At 67.6% G+C, this 24,036-nt stretch carries 22 protein-coding genes; 12 read left to right on the top strand and 10 right to left on the bottom strand.

Going from position 1 to position 24,036, the window contains the following annotated elements; genetic code table 11:
- Nucleotides 1–32: 32 nt before the first annotated feature.
- Complete coding sequence (gene paaI, locus G7B71_RS13670) at nucleotides 33–458, bottom strand: hydroxyphenylacetyl-CoA thioesterase PaaI (RefSeq protein WP_166041821.1); 426 nt, start codon at nucleotides 456–458, stop codon at nucleotides 33–35.
- Nucleotides 459–468: 10 nt separating this feature from the next.
- On the opposite strand from paaI, the gene paaG reads away from it, so the two are divergent.
- From paaG to G7B71_RS13650, 4 genes are all read left to right on the top strand, one after another.
- Nucleotides 469–1,248 (top strand): 2-(1,2-epoxy-1,2-dihydrophenyl)acetyl-CoA isomerase PaaG, encoded by a 780-nt coding sequence (gene paaG / locus G7B71_RS13665; RefSeq protein ID WP_166041819.1) that lies wholly within the window; start codon nucleotides 469–471, stop codon nucleotides 1,246–1,248.
- A 4-nt stretch (nucleotides 1,249–1,252) separates the two neighbouring features.
- Nucleotides 1,253–3,268: a phenylacetic acid degradation bifunctional protein PaaZ gene (gene paaZ, locus G7B71_RS13660; RefSeq protein ID WP_166041817.1), complete on the top strand. Its 2,016-nt coding sequence runs from the start codon at nucleotides 1,253–1,255 to the stop codon at nucleotides 3,266–3,268.
- 73 nt (nucleotides 3,269–3,341) lie between these two features.
- Nucleotides 3,342–4,139 carry a glutaminyl-peptide cyclotransferase gene (locus G7B71_RS13655; protein WP_166041815.1) on the top strand — a complete coding sequence of 266 codons (798 nt, stop codon included), beginning with the start codon at nucleotides 3,342–3,344 and terminating at the stop codon, nucleotides 4,137–4,139.
- 103 nt (nucleotides 4,140–4,242) lie between these two features.
- Nucleotides 4,243–4,677: a CBS domain-containing protein gene (locus G7B71_RS13650; RefSeq protein ID WP_166041813.1), complete on the top strand. Its 435-nt coding sequence runs from the start codon at nucleotides 4,243–4,245 to the stop codon at nucleotides 4,675–4,677.
- A 79-nt stretch (nucleotides 4,678–4,756) separates the two neighbouring features.
- Here the strand turns inward: G7B71_RS13650 and G7B71_RS13645 are convergent, their stop codons facing one another.
- From G7B71_RS13645 to G7B71_RS13630, 4 genes are read right to left on the bottom strand one after another with little or no spacing between them, the layout of a single operon-like run.
- The gene (locus G7B71_RS13645) at nucleotides 4,757–5,743 is read right to left on the bottom strand and encodes a bile acid:sodium symporter family protein (RefSeq protein ID WP_166041811.1); all 987 of its coding nucleotides are present in this window, start codon (nucleotides 5,741–5,743) and stop codon (nucleotides 4,757–4,759) included.
- A gap of 44 nt (nucleotides 5,744–5,787) precedes the next feature.
- Nucleotides 5,788–6,510, bottom strand: a complete 723-nt coding sequence (locus G7B71_RS13640; RefSeq protein ID WP_166041809.1) for a hypothetical protein — start codon at nucleotides 6,508–6,510, stop codon at nucleotides 5,788–5,790.
- A 2-nt stretch (nucleotides 6,511–6,512) separates the two neighbouring features.
- Nucleotides 6,513–7,253: a hypothetical protein gene (locus tag G7B71_RS13635; RefSeq protein ID WP_166041807.1), complete on the bottom strand. Its 741-nt coding sequence runs from the start codon at nucleotides 7,251–7,253 to the stop codon at nucleotides 6,513–6,515.
- Between the two features lies 1 nt (nucleotide 7,254).
- Complete coding sequence (locus G7B71_RS13630; protein WP_166041804.1) at nucleotides 7,255–8,457, bottom strand: toxic anion resistance protein; 1,203 nt, start codon at nucleotides 8,455–8,457, stop codon at nucleotides 7,255–7,257.
- Nucleotides 8,458–8,658: 201 nt separating this feature from the next.
- Here G7B71_RS13630 and G7B71_RS13625 point away from each other — a divergent pair, with 201 nt between their 5' ends.
- The 5 genes from G7B71_RS13625 (at nucleotide 8,659) to G7B71_RS13605 (ending at nucleotide 14,009) form a co-directional block, all read left to right on the top strand.
- Nucleotides 8,659–10,881, top strand: a complete 2,223-nt coding sequence (locus G7B71_RS13625) for a TonB-dependent receptor (protein ID WP_166041802.1) — start codon at nucleotides 8,659–8,661, stop codon at nucleotides 10,879–10,881.
- Nucleotides 10,881–11,969 carry a PepSY-associated TM helix domain-containing protein gene (locus G7B71_RS13620; protein WP_166041800.1) on the top strand — a complete coding sequence of 363 codons (1,089 nt, stop codon included), beginning with the start codon at nucleotides 10,881–10,883 and terminating at the stop codon, nucleotides 11,967–11,969. Before G7B71_RS13625 ends, G7B71_RS13620 begins: the two co-directional genes overlap by 1 nt.
- Before the next feature lie 152 nt (nucleotides 11,970–12,121).
- Nucleotides 12,122–12,637, top strand: a complete 516-nt coding sequence (locus tag G7B71_RS13615; protein WP_243406248.1) for a glycine zipper 2TM domain-containing protein — start codon at nucleotides 12,122–12,124, stop codon at nucleotides 12,635–12,637.
- A 164-nt stretch (nucleotides 12,638–12,801) separates the two neighbouring features.
- Nucleotides 12,802–13,335 (top strand): cytochrome c, encoded by a 534-nt coding sequence (locus G7B71_RS13610; protein ID WP_166041798.1) that lies wholly within the window; start codon nucleotides 12,802–12,804, stop codon nucleotides 13,333–13,335.
- Entirely contained in the window at nucleotides 13,332–14,009 is a 678-nt protein-coding gene (locus G7B71_RS13605) for a cytochrome b/b6 domain-containing protein (RefSeq protein ID WP_166041795.1), read from the top strand. Before G7B71_RS13610 ends, G7B71_RS13605 begins: the two co-directional genes overlap by 4 nt.
- Here the strand turns inward: G7B71_RS13605 and ligD are convergent.
- Genes ligD through G7B71_RS13585 form a run of 4 tightly spaced genes read right to left on the bottom strand, consistent with a single transcriptional unit; the run spans nucleotide 14,004 to nucleotide 18,755 of the window.
- Nucleotides 14,004–16,589 carry a DNA ligase D gene (gene ligD, locus G7B71_RS13600; protein WP_166041793.1) on the bottom strand — a complete coding sequence of 862 codons (2,586 nt, stop codon included), beginning with the start codon at nucleotides 16,587–16,589 and terminating at the stop codon, nucleotides 14,004–14,006. The genes G7B71_RS13605 and ligD overlap by 6 nt on opposite strands.
- A gap of 11 nt (nucleotides 16,590–16,600) precedes the next feature.
- A complete protein-coding gene (locus G7B71_RS13595; RefSeq protein WP_166041791.1) occupies nucleotides 16,601–17,518 on the bottom strand; it encodes a Ku protein in 918 nt (305 codons plus the stop codon).
- A gap of 37 nt (nucleotides 17,519–17,555) precedes the next feature.
- A complete protein-coding gene (locus tag G7B71_RS13590) occupies nucleotides 17,556–18,548 on the bottom strand; it encodes a TerC family protein (protein WP_166041789.1) in 993 nt (330 codons plus the stop codon).
- A 15-nt stretch (nucleotides 18,549–18,563) separates the two neighbouring features.
- Complete coding sequence (locus tag G7B71_RS13585) at nucleotides 18,564–18,755, bottom strand: hypothetical protein (protein ID WP_166041787.1); 192 nt, start codon at nucleotides 18,753–18,755, stop codon at nucleotides 18,564–18,566.
- Between the two features lie 232 nt (nucleotides 18,756–18,987).
- Between G7B71_RS13585 and G7B71_RS13580 the strand changes: the two genes are divergently transcribed.
- From G7B71_RS13580 to G7B71_RS13570, 3 genes are read left to right on the top strand one after another with little or no spacing between them, the layout of a single operon-like run.
- Nucleotides 18,988–20,220: an amino acid aminotransferase gene (locus G7B71_RS13580; RefSeq protein ID WP_166041784.1), complete on the top strand. Its 1,233-nt coding sequence runs from the start codon at nucleotides 18,988–18,990 to the stop codon at nucleotides 20,218–20,220.
- Complete coding sequence (locus tag G7B71_RS13575; RefSeq protein ID WP_166041782.1) at nucleotides 20,220–22,313, top strand: transketolase C-terminal domain-containing protein; 2,094 nt, start codon at nucleotides 20,220–20,222, stop codon at nucleotides 22,311–22,313. Before G7B71_RS13580 ends, G7B71_RS13575 begins: the two co-directional genes overlap by 1 nt.
- Nucleotides 22,314–23,555, top strand: coding sequence for a 2-oxo acid dehydrogenase subunit E2 (locus G7B71_RS13570; protein WP_166041780.1), 1,242 nt, complete (start codon nucleotides 22,314–22,316; stop codon nucleotides 23,553–23,555).
- Between the two features lie 66 nt (nucleotides 23,556–23,621).
- Here the strand turns inward: G7B71_RS13570 and G7B71_RS13565 are convergent.
- Nucleotides 23,622–24,036, bottom strand: a 415-nt coding sequence (locus G7B71_RS13565) for a hypothetical protein (RefSeq protein WP_207774805.1), incomplete at its 5' end; no start/stop codon positions are given.

Below are 24,036 nucleotides of genomic sequence, written 5' to 3'. Positions count from 1 at the left end.
CCAAGCGTGTCCTCTTCCGATCTGGAGAGAGCTTAGAGCTCGACGAACTCGCCGCCGATCGAGCGGGAGAAGCCCTGGAACTCGGCGATCGCGCGGCCGTCGGCGGTGCGCACGCTGACATTGTAGACGCCGGAGCGGCCGACGAGGGCGGCCTCCTGCGCCTCGGCGACGAGGACGTCGCCCTCCCCGGCAGCGTCGAGGAAGACCATCGTCGCCTGCGCGCCGACGCTGCGCAGATTGCGGCTGTTGCAGGCATAGGCGAAGGCGGTGTCGGCGAGCGCGTAGACCATGCCGCCATGGGCGCGGCGGTGGCCGTTGAGCATGTCGGCGCGCACCGTCATGCGGATGCGGGCATAGCCCTCGCGCACCTCCTCGATCTCGATGCCCCAGGCGGGGCCGGTGCCCTCGGCGGCGAGCATGGCGCGCGCGACCTTGTCGGCCACTTCATCTGCGTTCATGGGAGCGGGCATGGCTTACGAGACCATCGACTTCAAGCTGGGCGGCCGCGTCGCGCGGCTGACGCTCAACCGCCCGGACCGATTGAACAGCTTCACCGTGCAGATGCATTGGGAAGTGGCCGACGCGCTCGGCAAGCTGGCGGACGCGCGCTGCCTGGTGATCACCGGGGCCGGGCGCGGCTTCTGCGCCGGGCAGGATCTCAACGACCGGGCGGTGGCGCCGGGCGAGGCGGTCGACCTCGGCGAGTCCGTCGAGCGCTACTACAACCCGCTGATCCGCAAGCTCACCAGCCTGCCGATGCCGGTGATCGCGCGGGTCAACGGCGTCGCGGCGGGCGCGGGCGCGAACATCGCTTTGGCCTGCGACATCGTCATCGCGGCGAAGAGCGCAAAGTTCATCCAGTCGTTCGCGGCGATCGGCCTCATCCCCGACAGCGGCGGGACGTGGGTACTGCCGCGGCTGGTCGGCCAGGCACGCGCACTCGGTCTGGCCCTCACCGGCGAGCCGCTGCCGGCGGAGAAAGCCGCCGACTGGGGGCTGATCTGGAAGGCGGTCGAGGATGACCAGCTCGACGGCGAGGTCGATGGGCTGGCGGCCAAGTTCGCGGGCGGCGCGCCGCGCGGACTTGCGGCGATCAAGCGGATGATCCGCGAAAGCTGGGGCCAGAGCCTCGACCAGGAGCTGGAGCGCCAGCGCGACGCGATGCGTGAATTGGGCTTCAGCGAGGATTATCGCGAGGGCGTGCGCGCCTTCATGGAAAAGCGCGCTCCGAATTTCACGGGAAAATGACCAGATGAAGCCTTTGACCCTCCTCAATTATGCGCGCGACCAGTGGGTTCAGGGCGCGGGCAGTCTCGTGGAGCTGCCGAGCGCGGTGACCGGCGAGGTGGTCGCGGCGACGGGCTCCAGCGGGCTCGACTTCAAGGCAATGCTCGATCACGCGCGCAACGTCGGCGGACCGGCGCTGCGTAAGCTCACCTTCCACGAGCGGGCGTGGATGCTGAAGGCGCTCGCCAACGCGATCATGGCGCGCAAGGAGGAGCTGTACGAGCTGTCCTACGAGACCGGCGCGACCCGGACCGACGGCTGGATCGACATCGAGGGCGGCGCGGGCACGCTCTTCTCCTTCTCGTCCAAGGGCCGGCGCGAGCTTCCCAACAGCCGCGTGCTGATCGACGGGGCGATGGAGCCGCTGTCGCGCGGCGGCACCTTCGTCGGCCAGCACGTATACACGCCGCTTCAGGGCGTCGCGGTCCACATCAACGCGTTCAACTTCCCGGTTTGGGGAATGCTCGAGAAGCTGGGCCCGACCCTGCTCGCGGGCGTTCCGGCGATCGTGAAACCCGCGTCGGCGACGGCGTGGCTGGCGGAGGCCGCGTTCCGGATCATGATCGAGGCGGACGTGCTTCCGCAGGGCGCGCTCCAGTTCATCGCGGGATCGACCGGCGACCTGCTCGACCATCTGACGCTTCAGGACGTGGTGAGCTTCACCGGCTCGGCGGCGACGGCGATGAAGCTTCAGAGCCACCCGGTGATCGCGCGCGAGAGCGTCCGGTTCATTGCAGAGCGCGACAGCCTCAACGCCTCGGTGCTGGGGCCGGACGCGGCGCCGGGGACTCCGGAATTCGATCTCTTCGTCAAGGAAGTCGTCCGCGAGATGACGGTGAAGGCGGGGCAGAAATGCACCGCGATCCGGCGCGCGATGGCGCCGGCCGAGCATCTCGACGCGGTCCAGCAGGCGATCGCCGACCGGCTCGCCAGGGTGAAGATCGGCAACCCGCGCGAGGAAGGCGTGACGATGGGCGCGCTCGCCAGCCAGGACCAGCGCGACTCCGTGCGGGCCGCCGTTGCCGAGCTGTCGCGCTCGGCGCGCGTCGTCGCCGGCGACCCCGACCGGTCATGGGGCAATGGCGGCGCGTTCCTCGAGCCGATCCTGCTTCGCTCGGACGACCCCTGGGGCTCGCCGGCGATCCACGATGTCGAGCCGTTCGGGCCGGTGTCGACGATCATGCCGTACAAGGATCTCGACGACGCGGTGGCGCTCGCCAATCGCGGCATGGGCAGCCTGGCGCTGTCGCTGTTCACCTATGACAACCGCGTGGCCGAGGATTTCGTGCTGGGCGCCGGCGCCTATCACGGCCGGATGATGATCCTCGACCGCACCTCGGCCAAGGAAAGCACGGGCCACGGCTCTCCCCTCCCCGTCCTGGTCCATGGTGGTCCGGGCCGCGCCGGCGGCGGCGAGGAGATGGGCGGCATTCGCGGCGTCACCCACTATATGCAGCGCACCGCTCTGCAGGGTGCGCCGGAGATGCTGTCCAAGGTGGTCAAGCAATGGCTTCCGGGCGCGGACAAGCCGACCGGCGACACCCACCCCTTCCGCCTGCGCATCAGCGAATTGGACATCGGCTACACGCTGAAAACCGCGAGCCGCACCGTCACCCTGGAGGACGTCGAGCATTTCGCCCATTTCACCGGCGACACCTTCTACGCCCACATGGACGAGGAAGCGGCCAAGGCGAGCCCGATCTTCGAGGGCCGCGTGGCCCACGGCTATCTCATCCTGAGCTTCGCCGCCGGCCTGTTCGTGGAGCCTGCACCGGGGCCGGTTCTGGCCAATACCGGTCTCGAGAACCTCCGCTTCCAGACGCCGCTCTATCCGGGCGATTCCATGCGCGTTGAGCTGACGGTCAAATCGAAGAGCGTCCGCGACGAGGAGCGCGGTGAGGTGCGCTGGGCGGTGTCGATCTTCAACCAGAAGGACGAAGTGGTCGCGACCTACGACCTGCTCACGATGAACAGGCCGTAGTTAGGCCGTTGGAGATGGATCGCTTCGCCGCTACGCTGATCGCAATGACCAGCGTCGTTGAACCGGAGTGACTATGCGTATCGCCGGCATCGCCTTCCTCCTCGCCGCCTGCCAGGCCGCGCCGGCGCCGCAGTCCTCGACGGCGAGCACGCTCGGCGCCGAGCCGGTCAATTACGGCTACACCGTCGCCGCGACCTATCCGCACGACAGGCGCGCCTTCACACAGGGGCTGTTCTTCCTCGACGGGCATTTGTTCGAGAGCACCGGCCATGTCGGCCAGTCGACCATCCGCCGGGTCAATGTCGAGGACGGCCGGGTGGTGCAGAGCGTGCCGATTCCGCCAGGCATGTTCGGCGAGGGCATCGTCAACTGGGGCGACCAGATCATCTCGATCACCTGGCAGGACGGCATCGGCTTCCGCTGGGACCGCGAGAGCCTCAGGCAGACCGGCACCTGGCGCTATCCGGGCGAAGGCTGGGGCCTGACGCAGAACGGCACCGACATCATCATGAGCGACGGCACCGCCGAGCTCAGGTTCCTCGACCCTGAGACTTTGCGCGAGCGGCGGCGGCTGACGGTGATGGCGAACGGCCAGCCGGTCACGCAGCTGAACGAGCTCGAATGGGTCAATGGCGAGATCTTCGCCAATGTGTGGATGACTCCGCGCATCGCCCGGATCGACCCGCAGAGCGGCAACGTCACCGGCTGGATCGACCTGTCCGGGCTGGTCCGCGACAATGGCGACAACCAGGACGCGGTGCTCAACGGCATCGCCTACGACCAGCAGCGCGACCGGCTGTTCGTCACCGGCAAATATTGGCCGCGGCTCTACGAGATCGACCTGGTGCAGCCGGGACAGCCGGCGCGCTGACCACGCGGCTTTCGACGGGATGATTTCCTGATCGGCTGAAAGACTGGAACGGCGGTGCCGAACCGCCCGTTTTGTCGGCAGATTCCCAGTAGGAGTGTGCCCGATGAAAGTCGCAGACGTGATGACCGCCGATGTCGAGACGGTGAAGCCCGACCAGTCCATCCAGCAAGCCGCGAGCTTCATGCTGCGCGCCGACGCCGGGTCGGTCCCGGTATGCGACGGCGAGCGGCTGCTCGGCATGGTCACGGATCGCGACATCGCCGTGCGGGCGGTTGCCGAAGGGATGGGACCTGACACGCCGGTGCGCGAGGCGATGACCTCCGACATCCATTATTGCTTCGAGGACGAGGATGTCGAAGCAGTCGCCGCGAAGATGAGCGAAAGCCAGGTGCGCCGGATGCCGGTGGTCAGCCGCGATGGCCAGAGGCTGGTCGGGATCGTCGCGCTGGGCGACATCAGCCGCTCCAACGAGCACGACATCGCCGCATTGGCGCTCGACGGGATCACGGACCCGGGCGGCGAGCACAGCCAGAGCTAGGCTCGGAAATTTCCGCTCGTCCTGAGCGAAGTCGAAGGGCGTAGGCACGGGCTGCGGTTCGGACGCCCTTCGACTGCGCTCAGGACGAGCGGGTTGCCAGAGGATTGCCCGCCCGCCTCCGCGCGAGCGCTCCGGCGATGCTGGCGCAGACCAGCAGCTGGAGCGTGTGGTAGAGCATCAAGGGCAGGAGAACCGGAGCGACCGCGGCGGCCGGGAACAGCACTTTCGCCATCGGCGCGCCGCTGGCGATGCTCTTGACCGAGCCGCAGAACAGGATCGCGTCGCGGCTTCCGCTCGGGAAGCCGCCAAGCCGGCCGATCGCCCAGGCCGACGCGAGGACCAAGGCGAGCAGCAGCAGGCACAGGCCGACGAGGATGGCGAGTTGCGCGGTCGGGAGCTGGTCGAAGACCCGGTCGACCATGGCCGCCGAGAAGGCGCCGTAGACGGCGAGCAGGATCGTGCCCTTGTCGACTCCGGTGGTCAGCGCCGGGCGCTTCTCGATCAGCGGGAAGACCCACGGCCGCATGGCGTGGCCGAGGATGAAGGGCAGGAACAGAAGCACGAAGATGCGACCGATCCCCGACGGCGAGATCGCCGCGCCCTGGGCGTCCAGCAGCAGGCCGGCGAGCAAGGGCGTCACGAACACGCCGGCCATGTTGGAGAAAGCGGCGGCAGCGACCGCACCGGCGACGTTGCCGCCCGCCATCGAGGTGTAGGCGATCGAGCTCTGGACGGTGGACGGAACGCAGCACAGGAACAGGATGCCGGTCCAGATCATCGGATCGAGCAGGCCCGGCATCAGGAACATCATGGCGAGGCCGATCAGCGGGAACACACCATAGGTGACGGACAGGATCGCGGCGTGGAGCTTCACGTCGGCGAAACCCGCGACCAGCGCCTCGCGCGGGAGTCGGGCGCCGTGCAGGAAGAACAGCGCGAAGATCGCCGCGTAGGTCACATAGTCGACGACCAGGGCGGGGGCGGAGGAAACCGGCGCGACGATCGCCAGCGCGACCGCCCCGATCAGCCACAGGATGAAGCGGTCGGGGAGCAGGCGGCGGAGCATCGCGTTCCGCTACGGGCTAAGCGTCGTCGGGAGCAAGCCGCCCGTCAGGGACGCTTGTCGAGGCTGAGGCCGTCGCCGTCGCGGTAGCGGGTTTCGATGAACCGGCGCTCGACGTCGAAGCTGGCGATTCGCTCGCAGCCGACCTTCTCGCACAGATGATCGAGCTCGTCGGCGACAATGGCGAGGCTGTCGGCGAGGCGTCGGCTGTGGTCGGAGCCCGGCGCGCGCTGCTGCGGCGGCAGGCCGAGCCAGGTGTTGACCAGGCCCGGCAGATGCTGGCCGATCAGCCGCTGGGCCTCGCCGCCGTCCGACGTGTCCGACGAGGTGCCGGCGAGCGCGGGCTCGAGCTCGCGCAGGCGGGCGACGATTCGGTCGAGCGCCGGCGCGGCCTCATGCGGCAGGCCGCGGGCGCGCTGGACCAGCCAATCCTCGGTCTGCGACGCGAGCCGGTCCAGGCGGTGGGCGGCGGTGGCGTCGATCACTGGACCGAGATCGTGGCCCTGGCCGCGTCCGCTCGACGGCCAGAACAGCACCAGCACGGAGATGATGAAGGTGGCGATCAAAGCGAGCGGCGCTGTGATCCAGCCGAGAACGCCCGTCGAGATGCCGGCGATGATCAGCAGCAGCATCGCGACGAAGGCGATGGCGGCGTTGCGCAGGCGACGGCCGACCGCTCGCACTCCGCGCTCGAGCCGGCGCTTGTTGGCCTCGCGCGCGGCCTGCGAGCCGAACTGGCGGCGCAGCTGGTCCTCGAACTCTCGGCGCATGGTCAGGCCCCGGGCTGCGGGCCGTCGTCGCGGTAACGGCTCTCGATGAAGCGGCCCTGAGTTTCGAACGCGTCGCGCTCGTCCTTGGCGAGCTTGCGGCCGAGATCGTCGAGCGCAATCCGGGCGGCATCGAGGCCGGCGACGAGGCGCTGGTCGACGCTCATGCCATCACCGTCCCGCTCGCTGCGATATTGGGTAGGGACGGCCTCGTAGCGGGTGATGAGGTCGGGCAGATGCTGGCCCATCAGGCGGCGCGCGTCCTGGGCGAGCGGGTTGAGGGGATCGAGGGTGGCGAGCTGGCTCTCCAGCATCGGCAGCTGGGCGCCGATCGCGTCGACCCGGCTTCCGGCCGCGGGCGGAAGGGCCGTTCGGTGGCGGCTCAACAGGCTGCCGAGCCGCTGGACGACCGCCTTGTTCGGCATGTCCTCCTTGAACGGCTCGACCGGCCGTTCCCGAGCGGCGAGCGCCGGGGCGACGCCGAGGCCGAGAACGGCGAAGACGACCATTGCGATCACGACGAAGAATAGCCCGCTGAGGCCGATCGGCCCGACGACGAGCCCGAAGGCGATGGTCGCGAAGATGAGCGCGGCGATGGCCAGCCCGACATTGGTCAGCCGCCGAGCGACCGCGACGGTGCCGCGCTTGCGCCGCTTGCGAACCAGCGAGCCGAGATCGCGCGTGTCGTCGCGATGCTGGAAGGCATCGAAGCTCGACGTGACGCGGACGATCTCGCTATAGTCCATCCTATCCCTCGATCGCCGTGAACGGCGAGGTCTGGTTGGCGATACGGCTCTGCTCGACGCCTTCCGCGCGGGCGATATAGCCCTGGCTCTTCTCGACTTCGGTGGTGAGCACGTTGACGGTCTGCTTCATGCTTCCGAGCGCCTCCAGCTTGAAGCGGTCGACCGCGTCCATCGTGTCGTAGATGTTCTGGAAGGCGCGCTGCAGGGTCTGGAGCGGGATGGTCGAGGACGCCGCCTGCTTGTGGATCTCGGCGGTCTGCGACTTCAGCAGCTCGCCGGTGCGGTCGATGATCGTCGCGGTCGTGGTGTTGAGCGCGGTGATCTGGTCGAGGACCAATTTCTGGTTGGTCAGCGCCGAGGCCACGGTGACCGCGGTGCGCAGGGCGGCGACGGTGGTGGTCGACGCGCGGTCGACGCCCTTCACGAGCTCGACATTGTTCTTCTTGACGAGATCGAGGGCGAGATAGCCCTGAACCGTCACCGCCATCTGGGTGAGCAGATCCTGGGTGCGCTGGCGGGTGTAGAACAACGCGGTCTCGCGGATCGCCTTGGCCTTGGCCGGATCGGTGGCGTCGAGCTCGGCGGCCTTGTTCTCGAGCCGCTCGTCGAGCGTCTTGGAGATGTGGATCATCTGCTCGAGCCGGCCCATCGTCTTCCACAGATTGGCGCGCTCGACGTCGATCGCGGCATTGTCCTTGAGGAGCTCGTCCTTGCCCGAACCGAGGTGGCCGAGGATCTTCGAGATGTGGGTCTGCGACGACTGGTACTTGCGGAAATAATTGGTCAGCGACCCGCCCATCGGGATGATGCCGAGGAACTTGCGCTTGGGGCTCAAGGCGCCGTTCTTGCCGGGATCGAGATCCTCGACGACTCGGCGAAGCGAGGTGAGGTTGGCGCCGATCCCCGTATCCTTGTCGATCGCCCTGATCGGCCGATCGAGGAAGCGGTTCGACGAATTGGCCGCGTCGGTGATCTCCTTGCGGCCCATATTGGTGAGCTGATCGACCTTCTGGCCGAAGGCGGGCGAATTGGCGTCGAGGGCGACCAGCTCGTTGATGAACTCGTCGGCCTTCTGCTCGAGCTGGCTCTTCTGGCCCTCGTCGAGCGGCACCAGCCCCGCGGCCTGATGAGCCGACACCGGCGTCAGCGGCGCCGGAGGCTCGAGCGTCAAGGTGGTTTCGCCCGTCGTCGTCTGGGTAGCCATCGACCTTACTCCCCGTCTCTCCATCTCCCGCCAGAGATAGGCCCCCGCCTCCATCCTGCGCAAGGGGGGTGTGTATTATTTGGATAACACACGAATTTTGATCAGCCGCAGGATCTTGTTTGCTATTGCGAAGCGTTCGCATTGCATTGCCGGTTCGGGGATGCTAGCCGCGGCGCAGAACATCCAGGGGTTGCTTCCAGTATGCGTCGAATTCGTGTCGCGGCCACGGCCGCAGTGTCTCTCCTCGCCCTGACCGCCGGTCCGGCATTCGCGCAGCCGGCGATCCCGGATGCCGAGGCGGATGGTGCCGTCGAATCCGCCGAGGGCGCCGCCGAAACCGAGCAGAGTTCCGACACTGTCGTGGTGACCGCCGCGCGCACCGCGCTGCCGCCGTCGGCGCTGCCGCTGACCATCGACGTCATCGGCAAGGAAGACCTCGACCAGCAGATCGCGATCGCGGGATCGGTGACAGATGCGGTCGCCAACCTCACGCCGTCCTTCTCGCCGACGCGCCAGAAGCTGTCCGGCGCCGGCGAGACGCTGCGCGGCCGCTCGCCGCTCTACGCGATCAACGGCATCCCGCAGTCGACGCCGCTTCGCGACGGAAGCCGCGACGGCTTCACCATCGACGGCTTCTTCGTCGACCGGGTCGAGCTGATCTACGGGTCGAACGCGCTCCAGGGCATCGGCGGCACCGGCGGAATCGTCAACCAGGTCACGGTCGGCGCGCCGCGCGTTGAGGGGCTGTCGGGCCGGGCGCTGGTCCAGGGCACGTTCGACAACGATTTCAACGGCGACGGCTTCGGAAGCAAGGTCGCGGGGCTCGCCCAGTACCGCGCCGGCCGCTTCGACGCCTCGGTGGGCGCCGCCTATGAAACGCGCGGTCTCTATTACGACGCCGAGGGGCGCCCGGTCGGAATCAACCTCACCCAGGGCGAGACGATGGATTCCGACGCGGTCTCGCTGTTCGGGCGGTTCGGCTATGAGCTGTCGTCCAGCGCGCGGCTCGACCTCATCCTGTCCCGCTTCGAGCTCGAGGGGAACCATCGGTACGTTCCGGTCGCCGGCAACCGCCTGACCGGCCTTCCGACGAGCTCGCGTATCGGCACTCCGCCGCTCCTGCCGGCGACCAATCTCGCGGAGAGCGCGTCGCTGTCGCTGACCGACGGCGACCTGTGGGGCGGCAATTTCACCAGCCAGCTCTTCGTCAGCCGAACCCAGGAAACCTTCGGCGCCGACGTCAACCCGCAGCCGAGCCAGCAGGACCCGACAATCGCTCCCGTCGGCACCCTGTTCGACCAGACCGAGAACCGCTCCCGCAAGATCGGCGCCCGCGCCAGCTACGAGCGCGCCATCCCGGGCTTCGAGGACCTCACCGCGACGGTCGGCCTCGACGCGCTGTGGGACCGCACCGAGCAGCGCCTGATCGCGACCGACCGCACCTATGTGCCGCCGACCTACTTCCGGAGCCTCGCGCCGTTCACTCAGCTGAACCTGCGCCTTCTCGACGGCCTGTTCCGCCTCGCCGGCGGCGCGCGCTGGGAGAATATCGAGATCAAGATCGACGATTATCGCTCGATCGCCTCGACCACGCTGGGAACGCTGGGACGCTACGAAGGCGTCGACGTCGCCGGCGGCAGCCCGACCTTCGACGACCTGCTGCTCAACGGCGGAATCATCGTCGAGCCGCTGCAGGGCGTGCGCGCCTATGCGAGCTATGCCGAGGGCTTCACCGTTCCCGACGTCGGCCGGATCACCCGCTCGATCGGCACTCCGGGAGTCGACATCGACAGCTTCCTCGACATCAGCCCGATCGTCTCCAACAACCGCGAGGTCGGAGTCGAGGTTCGGCGCGGACCGCTCGACGCCAGCGTCAGCTATTTCTGGTCGTCGAGCGACAAGGGCCAGCTGCTCTTCCTCAACGCCAACAACGTCTTCGACGTTGAGCGGCTGCGGGTCGAGATCGAGGGCATCGAGGTCAATCTCGGCATCGCGACCCCGATCGACGGCCTCCGTCTGTCGATCGGTTACGCCGACCTCGAGGGCCGCTACGACAGCGACTCGACGCCCGACGGGATCGTCGACACCGACCTCGACGGCGTCAACATCTCGCCGGACAGATTGAACCTCGCGGCGATCTTTAATCGCGGGCCGCTGGCGCTGCGCCTGCAGAGCCAGCATTATCTGTCGCGCAGCTTCGTCGGCAAGGTCCGCGATCCGCGCAACGATTTCGGCGGCTATGACGTGGTCGACGCCTATGCCCGCTACGACACCGGCCTGGGCGGAATTAGCCTCGCCGTGCAGAACCTGCTCAATGCGCAATATGTCGACTACAGCAGCGACACCCGTCGGCCGACGGACAATTTCGCCTTCTTCGCCGGGCGGGGACGGACCTTCACCCTGAGCTGGGATTACCGCTTCTGATGCGGCGCTGGCTCGCCCTTCTCCATCGCTGGACGGGCGGGTTCGCCGGGCTGCTGCTGGCTGTGCTCGCGCTCAGCGGCACAGTGCTGGTGTGGGAGGAAGCCTGGATCGGGCTGCCCGGAACGGGCGACGCCCTGCAGGTGGACTCGGCCGCGACGGGCGCCGCGGTGGAAGCGGCGATTGCCGTCGACCCCGCGCTCAGCCGAATCACCTTCGCCGACGAGGGGATGGGACTTCACCAGGCCATCTACACCAATGGCGGCGGCGCCTATCTGACTCAAGGCGGCATGGTCGTGGATCGCTGGGACAGCCTGTGGGGGCGCCCCGAGCTGTGGCTGTTCGACCTCCACCATTATCTGTTCATGGGCGAGACCGGCAAAGTCGTGACCGGCGTGCTCGGGCTGCTTCTGCTCGCCTTCGCGGTCACCGGCCTGATCCTGTGGTGGCGAACGCGCCGCACATTCGCGTTCCGACTGTGGCCGACGGAGCTGACGAAGAGCGCGATCATCCGCCAGCATCGCGACATCGGGGTCGTCGCCTCGCCCCTGCTGATCCTGACCGCGCTGACCGGCGCGTTCATGGTCTTTCCGGGACTGTCGGACGCGCTGCTGTCGCCCTGGGCGAAGGCGGCCGCTGCCCCGGCCCGCCCGGCGGCGGCAGGGGCGGTCGGGCCCGACACGGACTGGCAGGCGGTCATGGCCGCGGCGCAGCGGGCCTTCCCCGAGGCCGTGCCGCGCCGCCTGATGATGCCGAAGGAGCCCGGCGCGCCGCTCGTGCTGCGCATGCGTCAGGCCTTCGAGTGGACTCCGAACGGGCGCAGCTATGTCTATCTCGACCCGGCTACGGCACGCGTCCTCTCGGTCGACGATCCGGCGGCCGGCGACACCGCCTCGGCGATCGGGGAGAAATATTATCCGGTCCACGCGGGCAAGGTCGGCGGCCTGCTGTGGCGGCTCATGCTGACCTTATCGGGCCTGAGCCTGTTCCTGCTCGGCACGCTCGCGACCTGGAGCTTCTGGTTCCCGAAGGCGGCGAAGCGCAAGCCTCGGCGCGTCACGCCGGCCGCGGCCTCTCAGCCCGCGGAATAGCCGCCCGGAAACCTGGCTTCGGTTCAGCAAAAGCCGCCCGAACCTGAACGAACGCTAACGATCGGGTTCAGGCCGAGATCAGCCGAATCAGGGTAAACCCTTATTCAACGCCGGGAAATTTCCCGCGGCGGATGATGAATAGGAGTTACAAGATGCGCAACAAGATCGCACTCGGCATCGTGGCGGCCGCCGTCGCCATCCCGAGCTTCTCCGCGCCCGCCGCGGCGCAATATTATGGCGGCTATGGCCAGAGCTACAGCCCCTACGACCTCAACCGTGACGGCCGGGTCACCCGCCGCGAGATGCGCCGGGTGCAGGAAATGCAGCGCCAGCAGGCCCGCTATGGCAACAGCTATTACGGCAACAGCTACGGCTACAACCAGGGCGGCTATTACCCGCAGTCGTACAATAGCGGACAGTACAGCCGCTATTACAACCAGCAGGGCTATTACAGCGGCCCGACCTGGCGCGGGAATGACGGCCGCTATTATTGCCGCCGCTCGGACGGCACGACCGGCATCCTGATCGGCGGCGCCGCCGGCGCGCTGATCGGCAGCCAGGTGGCCGGCCGCGGCGACCGCACTATCGGTGCGATCCTCGGCGGCGCGGTCGGCGCGCTGATCGGCCGCGAGGTCGAGCGCGGCAACGACCGCAACCGCTGCAACTAAACGCAGCGCACGAGTTCGGCCGGACGGCGTAATGTCCGGTCCTGTAGGGAAGGCGCCTCGGCTTCGGCCGGGGCGCCTTTTCATTTGGGACGGGAACCGCCGCTTGCTTTCGCGGATTGCGCCCGGCATTCGCCCGTTCAGGGGTCACGAAGCCGGAGAGGTTCATGAAGCCTGTACTGCTTACCGCCAGCATCGCCGCACTGATCGCGGTCGCCGCCTGCAACCAGACCGAGCAGGCCTCCACGAATCAGCCGGTGCCGGACAATGCCACCGGCAACGCGGTCGCGTCCGCGGCGCCGGGCTCGGTCGCTCCCCAGCAGGCCTATGACATCCGCCACGAGCGCTACGAGGAGATGGGCGACTCGCTGAAGGCGATCAATCGCGAGCTCAAGGGCGGATCGCCCGACGTGCCGCGGATCCAGCGCGAGGCGGCGACCCTCGCCGGTCTCGCCGAACAGATCCCGAGCTGGTTCCCGGCCGGATCGGGCCCCGACGTCCACACCAAGAGCCGCGCCAAGGCCGAAGTGTGGTCGGATCCGCAGGGGTTCAGCCAGGCCCATGCCCGCTATCTGGAGCAGGCGCAGCGTTTCAACCGGGTGGCCCAGGGCGGCGACGTGAACGCCATCCGCACGGCAGCGCAGGACCTCGGCAAGTCCTGCAGCAATTGCCACGACCGCTATCGCGGCCCTGAAAGGTGATCGAACCGGACGCCGCGCCGGGCGCTCTGCAGCGCCCGCGCGTGCGCATCTGGGATTGGCCGACGCGCGCGTTTCACTGGCTGCTCGTGCTGCTCATCCCGGCCTTGTGGTGGACCGCGGAGAACGACCAGGCGGAGATACACGTACTGCTCGGGCTCGGCGCATTCGCGCTTATCCTGTTCCGGCTGTTGTGGGGTCTGATGGGAAGCTCCACCGCGCGCTTCGCGAGCTTCATCAGGGGGCCGCGCGCGGTCATGTCCTATCTAAATGGTCACGCCGCCAAGGTCGTCGGGCACAATCCGCTCGGCGGACTCAGCGTCGCGGCGATGCTTGCGTTGCTGACCGTGCAGGCCGGTCTCGGCCTGTTCGCCACCGACGATGACGGCGAGGTGTTCGGGCCGCTGTCGCTGTGGCTCGACGAGGACATGGTGGAGACGATCACCGAGCTTCACGAGACGTTGTTCAACGTGCTGCTCGTCTTCATCGCGCTGCACATCGCCGCGATCCTCTATTACGCGCTGGTGCAGCGGAAGAATCTGGTCGGCCCGATGCTCACCGGCCGCGGCGGCGCTCCGGAGGGGGTCGAGGAGATGCGCGGCGCGCCCGCCTGGCGGCTCGCGGTCGCGGCGCTGGTCACGCTCGGCGCGACCGCCTGGCTGTGGACCCAGCTATAGCTCCGGCAACACCTGGTTCGCTTCGCCCCAGCCCTGCAGCTTGCGCGAGGAGGCGCGCTTCAAGAGCAGCTTCGCGTCGCGGATGGTGAAGCGGTTGCCGCCTTCCATCTCGTCCAGCTCGTCCCAGGCGATCGGCGCGGCGACCGGGGCGCCGTCGCGGGCTCGGGCGGAATAGGGCATGATCGCGGTCGCGCCGCGCTGGTTGCGCAGATAGTCGATGAAGATGCGGCCCTTGCGCTTGGCCTTGGCGAGATTGGCGGTGAAGCGGCCGGGCTCGCTCGTCGCGAGGGCGACGGCGAAGCGCTGGGCGAAGTCCTTGACCTCCGGCCATTCGGCCTTGGGCTGGAGCGGCACTATGACGTGGACGCCCTTGCCGCCGGTCAGCATCGGGAAGGTCTGGAGGCCGATGTCGGCGAGGATCGCGCGAAGGTCGTTGGCGGCGCGCTTCACCTCGGCGAAGCCCAGGCCTTCGTCGGGATCGAGGTCGAAGACGAGGCGGTCCGGCTTCTCGATGTCGGCGTTGAGCGAGCCCCAGCCGTGGAACTCGATCGTGCCCATCTGCACGCACGCGAGCAGACCGGCCGCGTCGTCGACATAGAGATAATCCTCGGTCTCGCCGTTCTTCTCGGTGACCGGGATGTGGTGGACGTGTTTGCCGAAACTGCCGCTGTCATGCTTCTGGAAGAAGCATTTGTCGGCAAGGCCCTGCGGGCAGCGAACCAGGCTCAGCGGGCGGTTGGCGGCCCATTCGAGCATCAGCGGGGCGACCGCTTCCTGGTATTCGAACAGCTCGCCCTTGGTGATTCCGGCGTCGGGATAGATGACGCGTTCGGGGTTGGTGACTTTGACGCCGCCTGAAGCAGCGGACGGGCGTTTGCCCGACTTCTGCGCGGAACGCCCTTCGACTTCGCTCAGGACGAGCGGGGACTCGGTTTCACGCACCACCTCGGACGCAGGCTTATCGTTGCGCAGGCCGAGGAAGCTCGCATGGCGAACGACGCCTTCGCTGGTGAATTCGGCGAAGGTCACTTCGGCGACCAGATCAGGCCGGACCCAATGGGCGCCGCGGGCTTCCGCGCGCGGCACGTCGGCCGCGGCCTTCTTGCGTTCGAGCCGCTTCAGCCTGGAAAGCAGATCCTGCTCGGTGGTCATCGAGAAGCCGGTGCCGACCTTGCCGGCGTAGCGCAGCTCCCCGCCCTCGTTGACTGCGAGCAGCAGCGACCTCAGGCCGCGCGTCTTGCTGGTGCTGGGAGTCCAGCCGATGATGACGAATTCCTGGCGGCGGGTGCACTTGATCTTGAGCCAGGTCTTGGTTCGGCCGGAGCGGTAGGGCGCGTCGGCCTTCTTGGCGATGACGCCCTCCTGCCCCGCCTCGCACATCGCATCGAGCAGCTCGTCGCCCGAGCCGACGATGTGCTCGGCGTAGATCAGATAAGGCGGCTTGCCGGGGCCGAGCAGCGACGCGAGCCGCTGCTTGCGTTCGATCGTCGGGAGTTTGGCGAGGTCGTCTCCGTCGACCTGGAGGACGTCGAACAGGAAGCAGGTGAGGCCCCTGCCCCCTTCGCTGATCGCCTGCTGGAGCGCCGAGAAGCTGGTGCGGCCCTGATCGTCGACGGAGACGATCTCACCGTCGAGGAGCGCGCTTGCGACCTCCAGCTCGGCGGCCGCGGCTGCGATCTCGGGAAACTTGCCGGTCCAGTCGAGGCCGGAGCGGGTGAACACCTTGGCGCGGCCGCCGGCCACCGCGATGAGCGCGCGGTAGCCGTCATATTTCATCTCGAACAGCCAGTTGCTGCTCGACGGCACGTGATCCACGAGAGTCGCCTTCTGCGGCTCGCGAAAGGCCGGCATCTTGAGCGCCTTGGCCCCGGCGCGGCGGAGGGCTTGGTCGCGCGCGGGCGCGGGCGCGACCTTCGCCTTGGCCACGGGCTTGGCCTTGGCCGCGGGCTTGGGCTTCATGCCGGTGACCCAGGACTTGAGCTCCTTGGCCTTCTTGCCCGCGGCGATCTCCTGCATCGAGCGGCCGGTCTTGATCGACGTGAGATAGCGCTCGACGAGGCCGCCCGACGCGCCGGCATGATCGTCGGTGACCTTCTTGAGCATCCAGTTTTCCGCGCGTTCGCCGGACCGCGGCTTCAGGCGGAACATCACATATTCGCCCTTCATCCGCTCGCCATCGAGGATGATGTGGAGGTGGCCTTCCTCGAGCCCCTTGCGCGGGTCCTTGCCCGGCAGGCTTGCCCAGGTGCCGCGGTCCCACAGCATCACCGTGCCGCCCCCATATTGGCCCTTGGGGATGGTGCCCTCGAAGGTGGCGTAGGAGAGCGGATGGTCCTCGGTGCGGACCGCGAGGCGGTTCTCCTTGGGGTCGAGGCTCGGCCCCTTGGGCACCGCCCAGCTCTTCAGCGTGCCGTCCAGCTCCAGCCGGAAATCCCAGTGGAGGCGGCTCGCGTCATGCTTTTGCACCATGAAGCCGTCGCCATGGCCCCAGGCGAGCTTGTCGTAGGTGCCCGCGGGCTCCGCGGTCTTCGTGAAGTCCCGCTTGGCGTTGTATTTGGAGAGCGGGTCGTCCTTGGCCACGGGCGGAGAGCTCAGCGCCTACCGCCTGCGCGCTTCTTCTCGGGGGCGGCCTTGGCGGCGGGTTTACGCGCGGGCGCCTTCTTGGCCGGCGCTTTCTTCGCCGCCGGCTTTCGCTTGGGCGCCTCCTCGTCGTTGGCGGCGCCGGGCTTGGCGATGCTCTTCTTGAGGGCGGCCATCAGGTCGACGACGTTCATGCCCTTCTGGGGCGCCTTGTCGTCGTCCTCGTCGGTGTGGATGGTCTTGCCCTTCGACTTGCGCTCGATGATGTCCTTGAGCGCATCGATATAATGATCGTGGAACAGGGCCGGGTCGAACGGCTTGGACTTCTTGCTGATCAGGGTCTCGGCGAGGTCGAGGAGTTCCTCGTCGGGCTTTGAATCCTCGATGTCGCGGAAATAGCCCTGCGCCTTGTGGACCTCGTCGGCGTAGCGAAGCGTCTCCAGAACGATGCCGCGGCCGCAGGGCTTAAGGCTCACGACATATTCGCGGCCGCGCAGGGCGAGCTGGCCGATCGCTACCTTCTTGGTGCGCCTCAGCGCCTCCCGAAGCACGATATAGGCTTCCTCGGCGAGGTCGTCGGCCGGGACGACGTAATAGGGCTTCTCGAAATAGAGGACGTCGATCTCGTCGGCGTCGACGAACTGGGTGAGCTCCAGAGTCTTCTTGCTCTCGAGCTTGGCGGACTCGATCTCCTCGTCGGTGAGGATGACGTAATTGCCCTTCTCGATCTGGTAGCCCTTGACGATCTCGTCCGGGTCGACCGGCCCGACGCCTTCCACTACTTTCTCGTAGCGGATGCGCTTGCCGGTCGGCTCGTGAATCTGGTTGAAGGCGATGGTCGCGCCGCTCTTGGTCGCGGTGTAGATTTCCACCGGGATCGACACGAGGGCCAGCCTGATCTGGCCCTTCCAATATGCGCGCGCTGCCATCGCCTTCTCACCTACTGTGGATCGATTCGCCTCCGATTCAATCGCTGGAGGGCACGGCGGTTCCCCGGCCCGGCGCGGTCTTTCGAAGCGAATATACCACGCCGGTCGCAAGGATGGCCACGGTGAGGCCGAGCGAGACGGCCGGCGGGAACTTCGCCAGGCCGAACAGGTCGGCGACGAACACCTTCGAGCCGATGAACACCAGCAACACCGCGAGCGCGTGCTTCAGATAGTGGAAGCGGTCGATCATCGCCGACAGCGCGAAGTAGAGCGCGCGAAGGCCGAGGATCGCGAACACGTTCGAGGTATAGACGATGAACGGGTCGGTGGTGATCGCGAAGATCGCCGGGATCGAGTCCACCGCGAACACGACGTCGACGATCTCGACCATGATCAGCGCCAGAAACAAGGGCGTGATCATGCGCACCGCGCGGCCCGTCACCGGGTCCGCCTTGGTGACGAAGAAGCGCTCGCCGTGAAGCTCGTCGCTCACCCGGAAACGCTTGCGGATCCAGGCGAGGATGGGCGACTTGCCGACCTCATATTCCTCGTCCGCCGAGGTCCACATCTTGATGCCGGTGTAGATGAGGAAGGCGGCGAAGATGTAGAGAACCCAGCCGAAATTATCGACCAGGGCGGTGCCGAAGCCGATCATCAGGCCGCGCAGCAGGATGACGCCGATGATGCCCCAGAACAGCACCCGGTGCTGGTAGATCCGAGGCACGGCGAAGTAGCCGAAGATCATCGCGATGACGAACACGTTGTCCATCGCGAGGCTCTTCTCGACGAGGAAGCCGGTGACGTAGTCGAGGCCGGCGGTGTCGCCGCGCTCGATCCACACCCAGGCGCCGAAGGCGAGGCCCATGGCGATGTAGAAGCCCGACATCATCAGGCTTTCGCGAACGCCGATCTCGCGCTGCTTGCGGTGAAGAACGCCGAGGTCGAGGACGAGCAAGGCGACGACGATGCCGAGGAACGCCGCCCAGAACCAGAGCGGCGTCCCCAGGAAATCACTCAGGAGAAAATCCACGCCCGATCTCCCCTGTTAGTAGCGCCGGCCGCCGAACAGGCGGCGAAGCGCATGCTCGACGAGCGAGTGACGATGGGAGCGGTGGTAGAGCGGGTAGTGGCTGCGCGAGCGGCGATAGCCATGGCCGCCATGATGCGCGTGGCGGCGGTGACCGCGGAGGTCCGCGATGATCTGGAAGATCCAGAAGAGTCTGAAAAGCTTCTTCATTGCCGTCTCCGTTCGATAGTTTCATCGATCGGGTCGGCGCGAATGAATGAGATTTGGGCCAAAGGTCCGAACCTGCATCGAGCTAACCCGATGCGGTCCGACATCACGAGCAGCTTGCGCTGGTCGCCAGAGGGGCCCGGTCCCGCACGGATGAGTTAGGAACGGCTCCGACACGGTTCAAGGGGGTCGGCCGCAATTTTGCACTGGCCGCACTTGGCTGTATGCGCACGCCATGATCACGGAAGGGACGGCGATGGCGGATATGGAGCAGCGCGAACGGGCTCGCTTGTTCGAGGGGCTGAATCCGCAACCGGGGGATTCACTGCTCGCCATCATCGGAATGGTCCGGCGCGACCCGCGGCCGGACAAGATCGACCTCGGCGTCGGCGTCTATCGCGACGCGGCCGGCAACACGCCGATCCTGCGCGCGGTCAAGAAGGCCGAGCGAATCCTCAACGAGACCCAGGAGACCAAGGCCTATCTCGGCGGCGAAGGCGACGTGCGCTTCGTCGAGCTGATGAAGGACATGGTGTTCGGCGCCGGCGCGTCGAGCGATCCGCGCATCGTCGGCCTGCAGACCCCGGGCGGCTGCGGCGCGCTTCGCCTCGGCGCCGAGCTGATCCGCACCGCCAATCCCAATGCGCGCATCTTCGTCGGCCAGCCGACCTGGCCCAACCATGTACCGCTGATCGGAAGCGCCGGCGTCGGGCTGGTCGAGCATCCTTATTATGACTGCGAGGGACGGCGCGTCCTGTTCGACGAGATGATGGCGGCGCTGGAGACGGCGCGGGCCGGAGACCTCGTCCTGCTCCACGGCTGCTGCCACAACCCGGCGGGCGCCGACCTCAACGCCGACCAGTGGCAGGCGGTGGCCGACCTGGTGGCCCGCCGCGGCCTCATCCCGTTCATTGACATGGCCTATCAAGGCCTCGGCCACGGGCTCGAGGAAGACGCCGCCGGCGCCCGGCTGGTCATCGCTGCGGCCGACCAGGCGCTGGTCGCCCATTCCAACGACAAGAATTTCGGAGTCTATCGCGACCGCGTCGGCTCGCTCCACGTCAAGGCTGCGGACGAGTCCCAGGCGCAGACGGTCTATTCCAACCTGATGGTCATCGCCCGCACGATCTGGTCGATGCCGCCGGACCATGGCGCGGCGGTCGTGCGCATCATCCTCGACACGCCGGAGCTCGCCGCCGACTGGCACGCCGAGCTTGCCGAGATGTGCGCGCGGATCCGCTCGCTTCGCGCCCGCATCGCCGGCTTCGACCCGCGTTTGGCCTATATCAACGAACAGAACGGCATGTTCTCGATCCTGCCGATCGGAGGCGCCGCGGTCGCGGACCTGCGTGAGAAGGAGGGGATCTACATGGCCAATTCGGGCCGCTTCAACGTCGCCGGCCTGTCGGACGACAATGTCGAGCGTTTTGCGCGTGCGGTCGTCGCCCGGCTTCCGGAGAATCTGTGATGGCCGCCGCGGCGCCTGCCAAAGAAACATCGAGCAAGTCCGGCGGCAACGCGCCGGACCCTGACTTTGACTGGCGACGGATCGCCACTCTCGTCCACATCAGCCGCGAGCTCGACCGGATCGAGGAGCAGGAGCTCGTCCCCGGCCGCAAGGTCCTCTACCAGTTCAGCGCGCGCGGCCACGACATGGCGCAGGTCATGCTCGGAACGCGGCTCACCAAGCCGACCGACGCGGTGTGCGGCTATTATCGCTCGCGGCCGCTGCTGCTGTCGCTGGGCGTGCCGCTCGAGGACGCATTGGGCTCCAACATGGGCCGCGCCGGCGGCTATTCGGACGGGCGCGACATCGGCGTCGTGTTCAACTTTCCCAATCCGGCCGGTCCCTCGGCGCTGCCGATGTGCGGCGGCGTGGGCGCGCAATATACGCCGACCGCCGGCTGGGCTCAGGCGATCCGCTATTACCAGGACGTCTTGAAGGACCCGGCCTATGCCGACGCGATCGCGGTGGTTCTGGGCGGCGACGCGTCGGTCGCGACCAACGGCTTCTGGTCGGCGCTGACCATCGCGACGACCCAGAAGCTGCCGATGCTGTTCTCGATCGAGGACAACCAATACGGCATCTCGGTCCCGTCGACCTTCCAGACCCCGGGCGGCGACATCGCGCGCAACCTGGAGAGCTTCGGCAACCTCAAGATTTTCGCCGGCGACGGCACCGAGCCCGCGGAAGCGGCGCGGCTGATTGCCCAGGCGGTCGAGCATGTCCGCGGGCGCAACGGCCCTGCCCTGCTTCGCCTCAAGGTGCCGCGCCTCCAGGGTCACAGCTTCCAGGACACCCAGGCCTATAAGGCGGCGGATTTCGTCGAGGACGAGTGGCGCCGCGACCCGCTGCCCAAGCTCAAGTCGTACATTGTGGGCTCCGTCCTCAGCGAGGAGGAATGGGATTCGATCGGGCGCGAAGCCGCGGACGTCGTCGCCAAGGCGCGCGAGATCGCCGAGGCGCGGCCGGTCGCCGACCCTGCGACGGTTCTGAAGGGCGTGCTGTTCGACGGCGAGATGCAGCAGGAAGGCGGCCAGTGGACCCACGGCTACACCGCCCCGCCCTCGCGCGACGAGCCGAAGCCCGAAGGCCCGCGAATCACCATGGCGGCCGCGATCCGCCGGACGCTCGACCAGGAGCTGACCACCAACCCGCGCATGCTTCTGTTCGGCGAGGATATCGGCCCCAAGGGCGGCGTCCATGGCGTAACCCAGGGCCTCCAGGAGAAGCACGGGTTCGACCGGGTGTTCGACACCAGCCTTTCCGAGGAAGGCATTGTCGGCCGCGCGGTGGGAATGGCGATCGCGGGGCTGTTGCCGGTGCCCGAGATCCAGTTCCGCAAATATGCCGAGCCGGCCTACGAGCAGATCAACGATACCGGCACGATGCGCTGGCGCACCCACAACCGCTTCGCGGCGCCGATGGTCCTGCGCATGCCGATCGGCTTCCTAAAGTGCGGCGACCCCTGGCACAGTCAGACCAACGAGGTTCAGTTCGTGCACAATCCCGGCTGGCTGGTCGCGGCGCCGAGCAATGCCGAGGACGCGGTCGGGCTGCTTCGAGCGGCGCTGCGCGGCAACGATCCGGCGGTGTTCTTCGAGCATCGCGCGATGCTGGACGACAGCTGGGCGCGGCGGCCGTGGCCGGGCGACGATTACGTCCTGCCGTTCGGTCGGGCGCGCAAGACGCGTGAAGGCGACGACATCACGATCGTGACCTGGGGCGCGATGACCCCGCGCTGCGAGGAGGCGCTGGGCGAGCGGTCCGGCGACGTCATCGACCTGCGCACGCTGGTGCCGTGGGACAAGGAGATGGTGCTGGAGTCGGTGCGGCGCACGCGGCGCTGCCTGATCGTCCACGAGGATCTGCGCAGCGGCGGCTTCGGCGCCGAGATCGCGGCGGTGGTTGCGGACGAGGCCTTCCTCGACCTCGACGCGCCGGTCGCGCGCGTCACCATGCCCGACGTGCCGAGCCCGCATAACCCGGTGCTGCTCGACCATGTCGTGCCCTCGGTCGACGCGATCCGCGCCAAGATCGACGAGCTGGTGAGCTTCTAAATGATCGACATCATCGTTCCCGTCGAAGGCGAAGGCACCCAGGCGACGGTGCGCGCCTGGCTCAAGCAGGTCGGCGACACGGTCGCCGAGCATGAGCCGCTGGTCGAGCTCGAGACCGACAAGGTCGCGATGGAGGTGCCCGCGCCGGCTTCGGGCGTGCTGACCGAGATTCTGCTTCAGACGGATTCCGAGGCGTTGCCGGGAGCGGTGCTGGGGCGGCTGTCAGCCGCGACTGAAACCGCCTCCCATTCCGTTCGGGCTGAGCCTGTCGAAGCCCCTCCCTTGCCTGATGACTCAGAACGAGAAGGAAAGCCCTTCGACAAGCTCAGGGCGAACGGGGTCAGGGAGATGCGCCTCTCCCCCTCGGTGAAGCGGGCGTGCTTGCAGCATGACATCGATCCGACTCGGATCGAGGGCACGGGGCGCAACGGGCGCGTCACCCGCGCCGATGTCGACCGCGCGGTGGCGGAGGCGACCGTCACCCATGCCGGGCCGCCGACCACTGCCCAGCCGCGGGTCGAGCATCCGCCGAGCACCGGCATCGCCTCGCACTCGGTCCCGCACGACCGTATGCGGCTGAAGATCGCCGAGAACATGCTTCGCTCGGTGACCGATGCGCCGCACGTTACCGCGGTGTTCGAGGCGGATTTCAGCGCGATCCAGCGCCACCGCGAGGCACACAAGGCGGCGTGGGCGAAGAAGGGCGTCAAGCTCACCTACACCGCCTATATCGTCGCGGCGGCGGCGGAGGCGATGAAGGTGGCTCCGGCGATCAACAGCCGGTGGCATGCCGACCGGCTCGAGATTTTCGACGATATCAACCTAGGCGTCGGCACCGCGCTCGGCGACAAGGGGCTGATCGTGCCCGTGCTTCGCCAGGTCCAGCGGCTCAACCTCAAGGGCATCGCCGCGGGCCTCGACGATCTCGTCGAGCGGGCGCGCAAGGAGAAGCTCACCGGCAAGGATGTGACCGGCGGCACCTTCACCATCTCCAACCACGGCGTGTCCGGCTCCCTGTTCGCCAGCCCGATCATCATCAACCAGCCGCAATCGGCGATCCTCGGGATCGGAAAGCTGGAGAAACGCGTGGTCGTGCGCGAGGTGGACGGGGTCGACACCATCCAGATCCGGCCGATGGCTTATGTCAGCCTGACCATCGACCACCGGGTGGTGGACGGTCACCAGACCAATATGTGGCTGAGCCGGTTCGTCGAGCTTCTGGAGAGCTGGCCGGCGGAGTAGCTGGAAACCCGGACCATGTAGAGGGCACCACCCTCCCCGCTCGGAGGGTTTGGGCTTTGCAGAGAGTTAGCGTGTCTCGGTGGCCGGTGCGGTCGCGGCGGGCGGCTGGGCCGGGGCCGCTTCGCTGCTCGTCTCAGGACGACGGCGGACTCCGCTCAGCTCCGGGATGGCGTTTGCGCGGCCGAGCGGGCGCTGCTGCTGGGCGTTGGGCGCGCTCTGCCCGGTCAGAGTCCAGCGATTGGTCGTCGAACCGGCCGGCTGCGCGGCGGCGCGATCGTTGATGATTTGGCTGGCGCGCTCGCTGCTGGTCGGCTCGTAGCGGCGCAGCACCGCGCGCTGGAAGCTGTCGACGCTGTGGCCGCCATTGGCCGACTGAGCCTCGGCGGCGGCAGCAGCGGCGGCGGCATCGCGCGAGTCCACCGGCACGCCGGCGGCAGCGAGCGCCGCGCGGTCGGGCTGGCCGAAGCCGCCGCGCCAGGCG

This window comes from Sphingosinicella sp. YJ22, from assembly GCF_011320075.1.
In the GTDB taxonomy this organism is placed as follows: domain Bacteria; phylum Pseudomonadota; class Alphaproteobacteria; order Sphingomonadales; family Sphingomonadaceae; genus Allosphingosinicella.
This window is presented reverse-complemented; position numbering and strand designations above follow the sequence as displayed.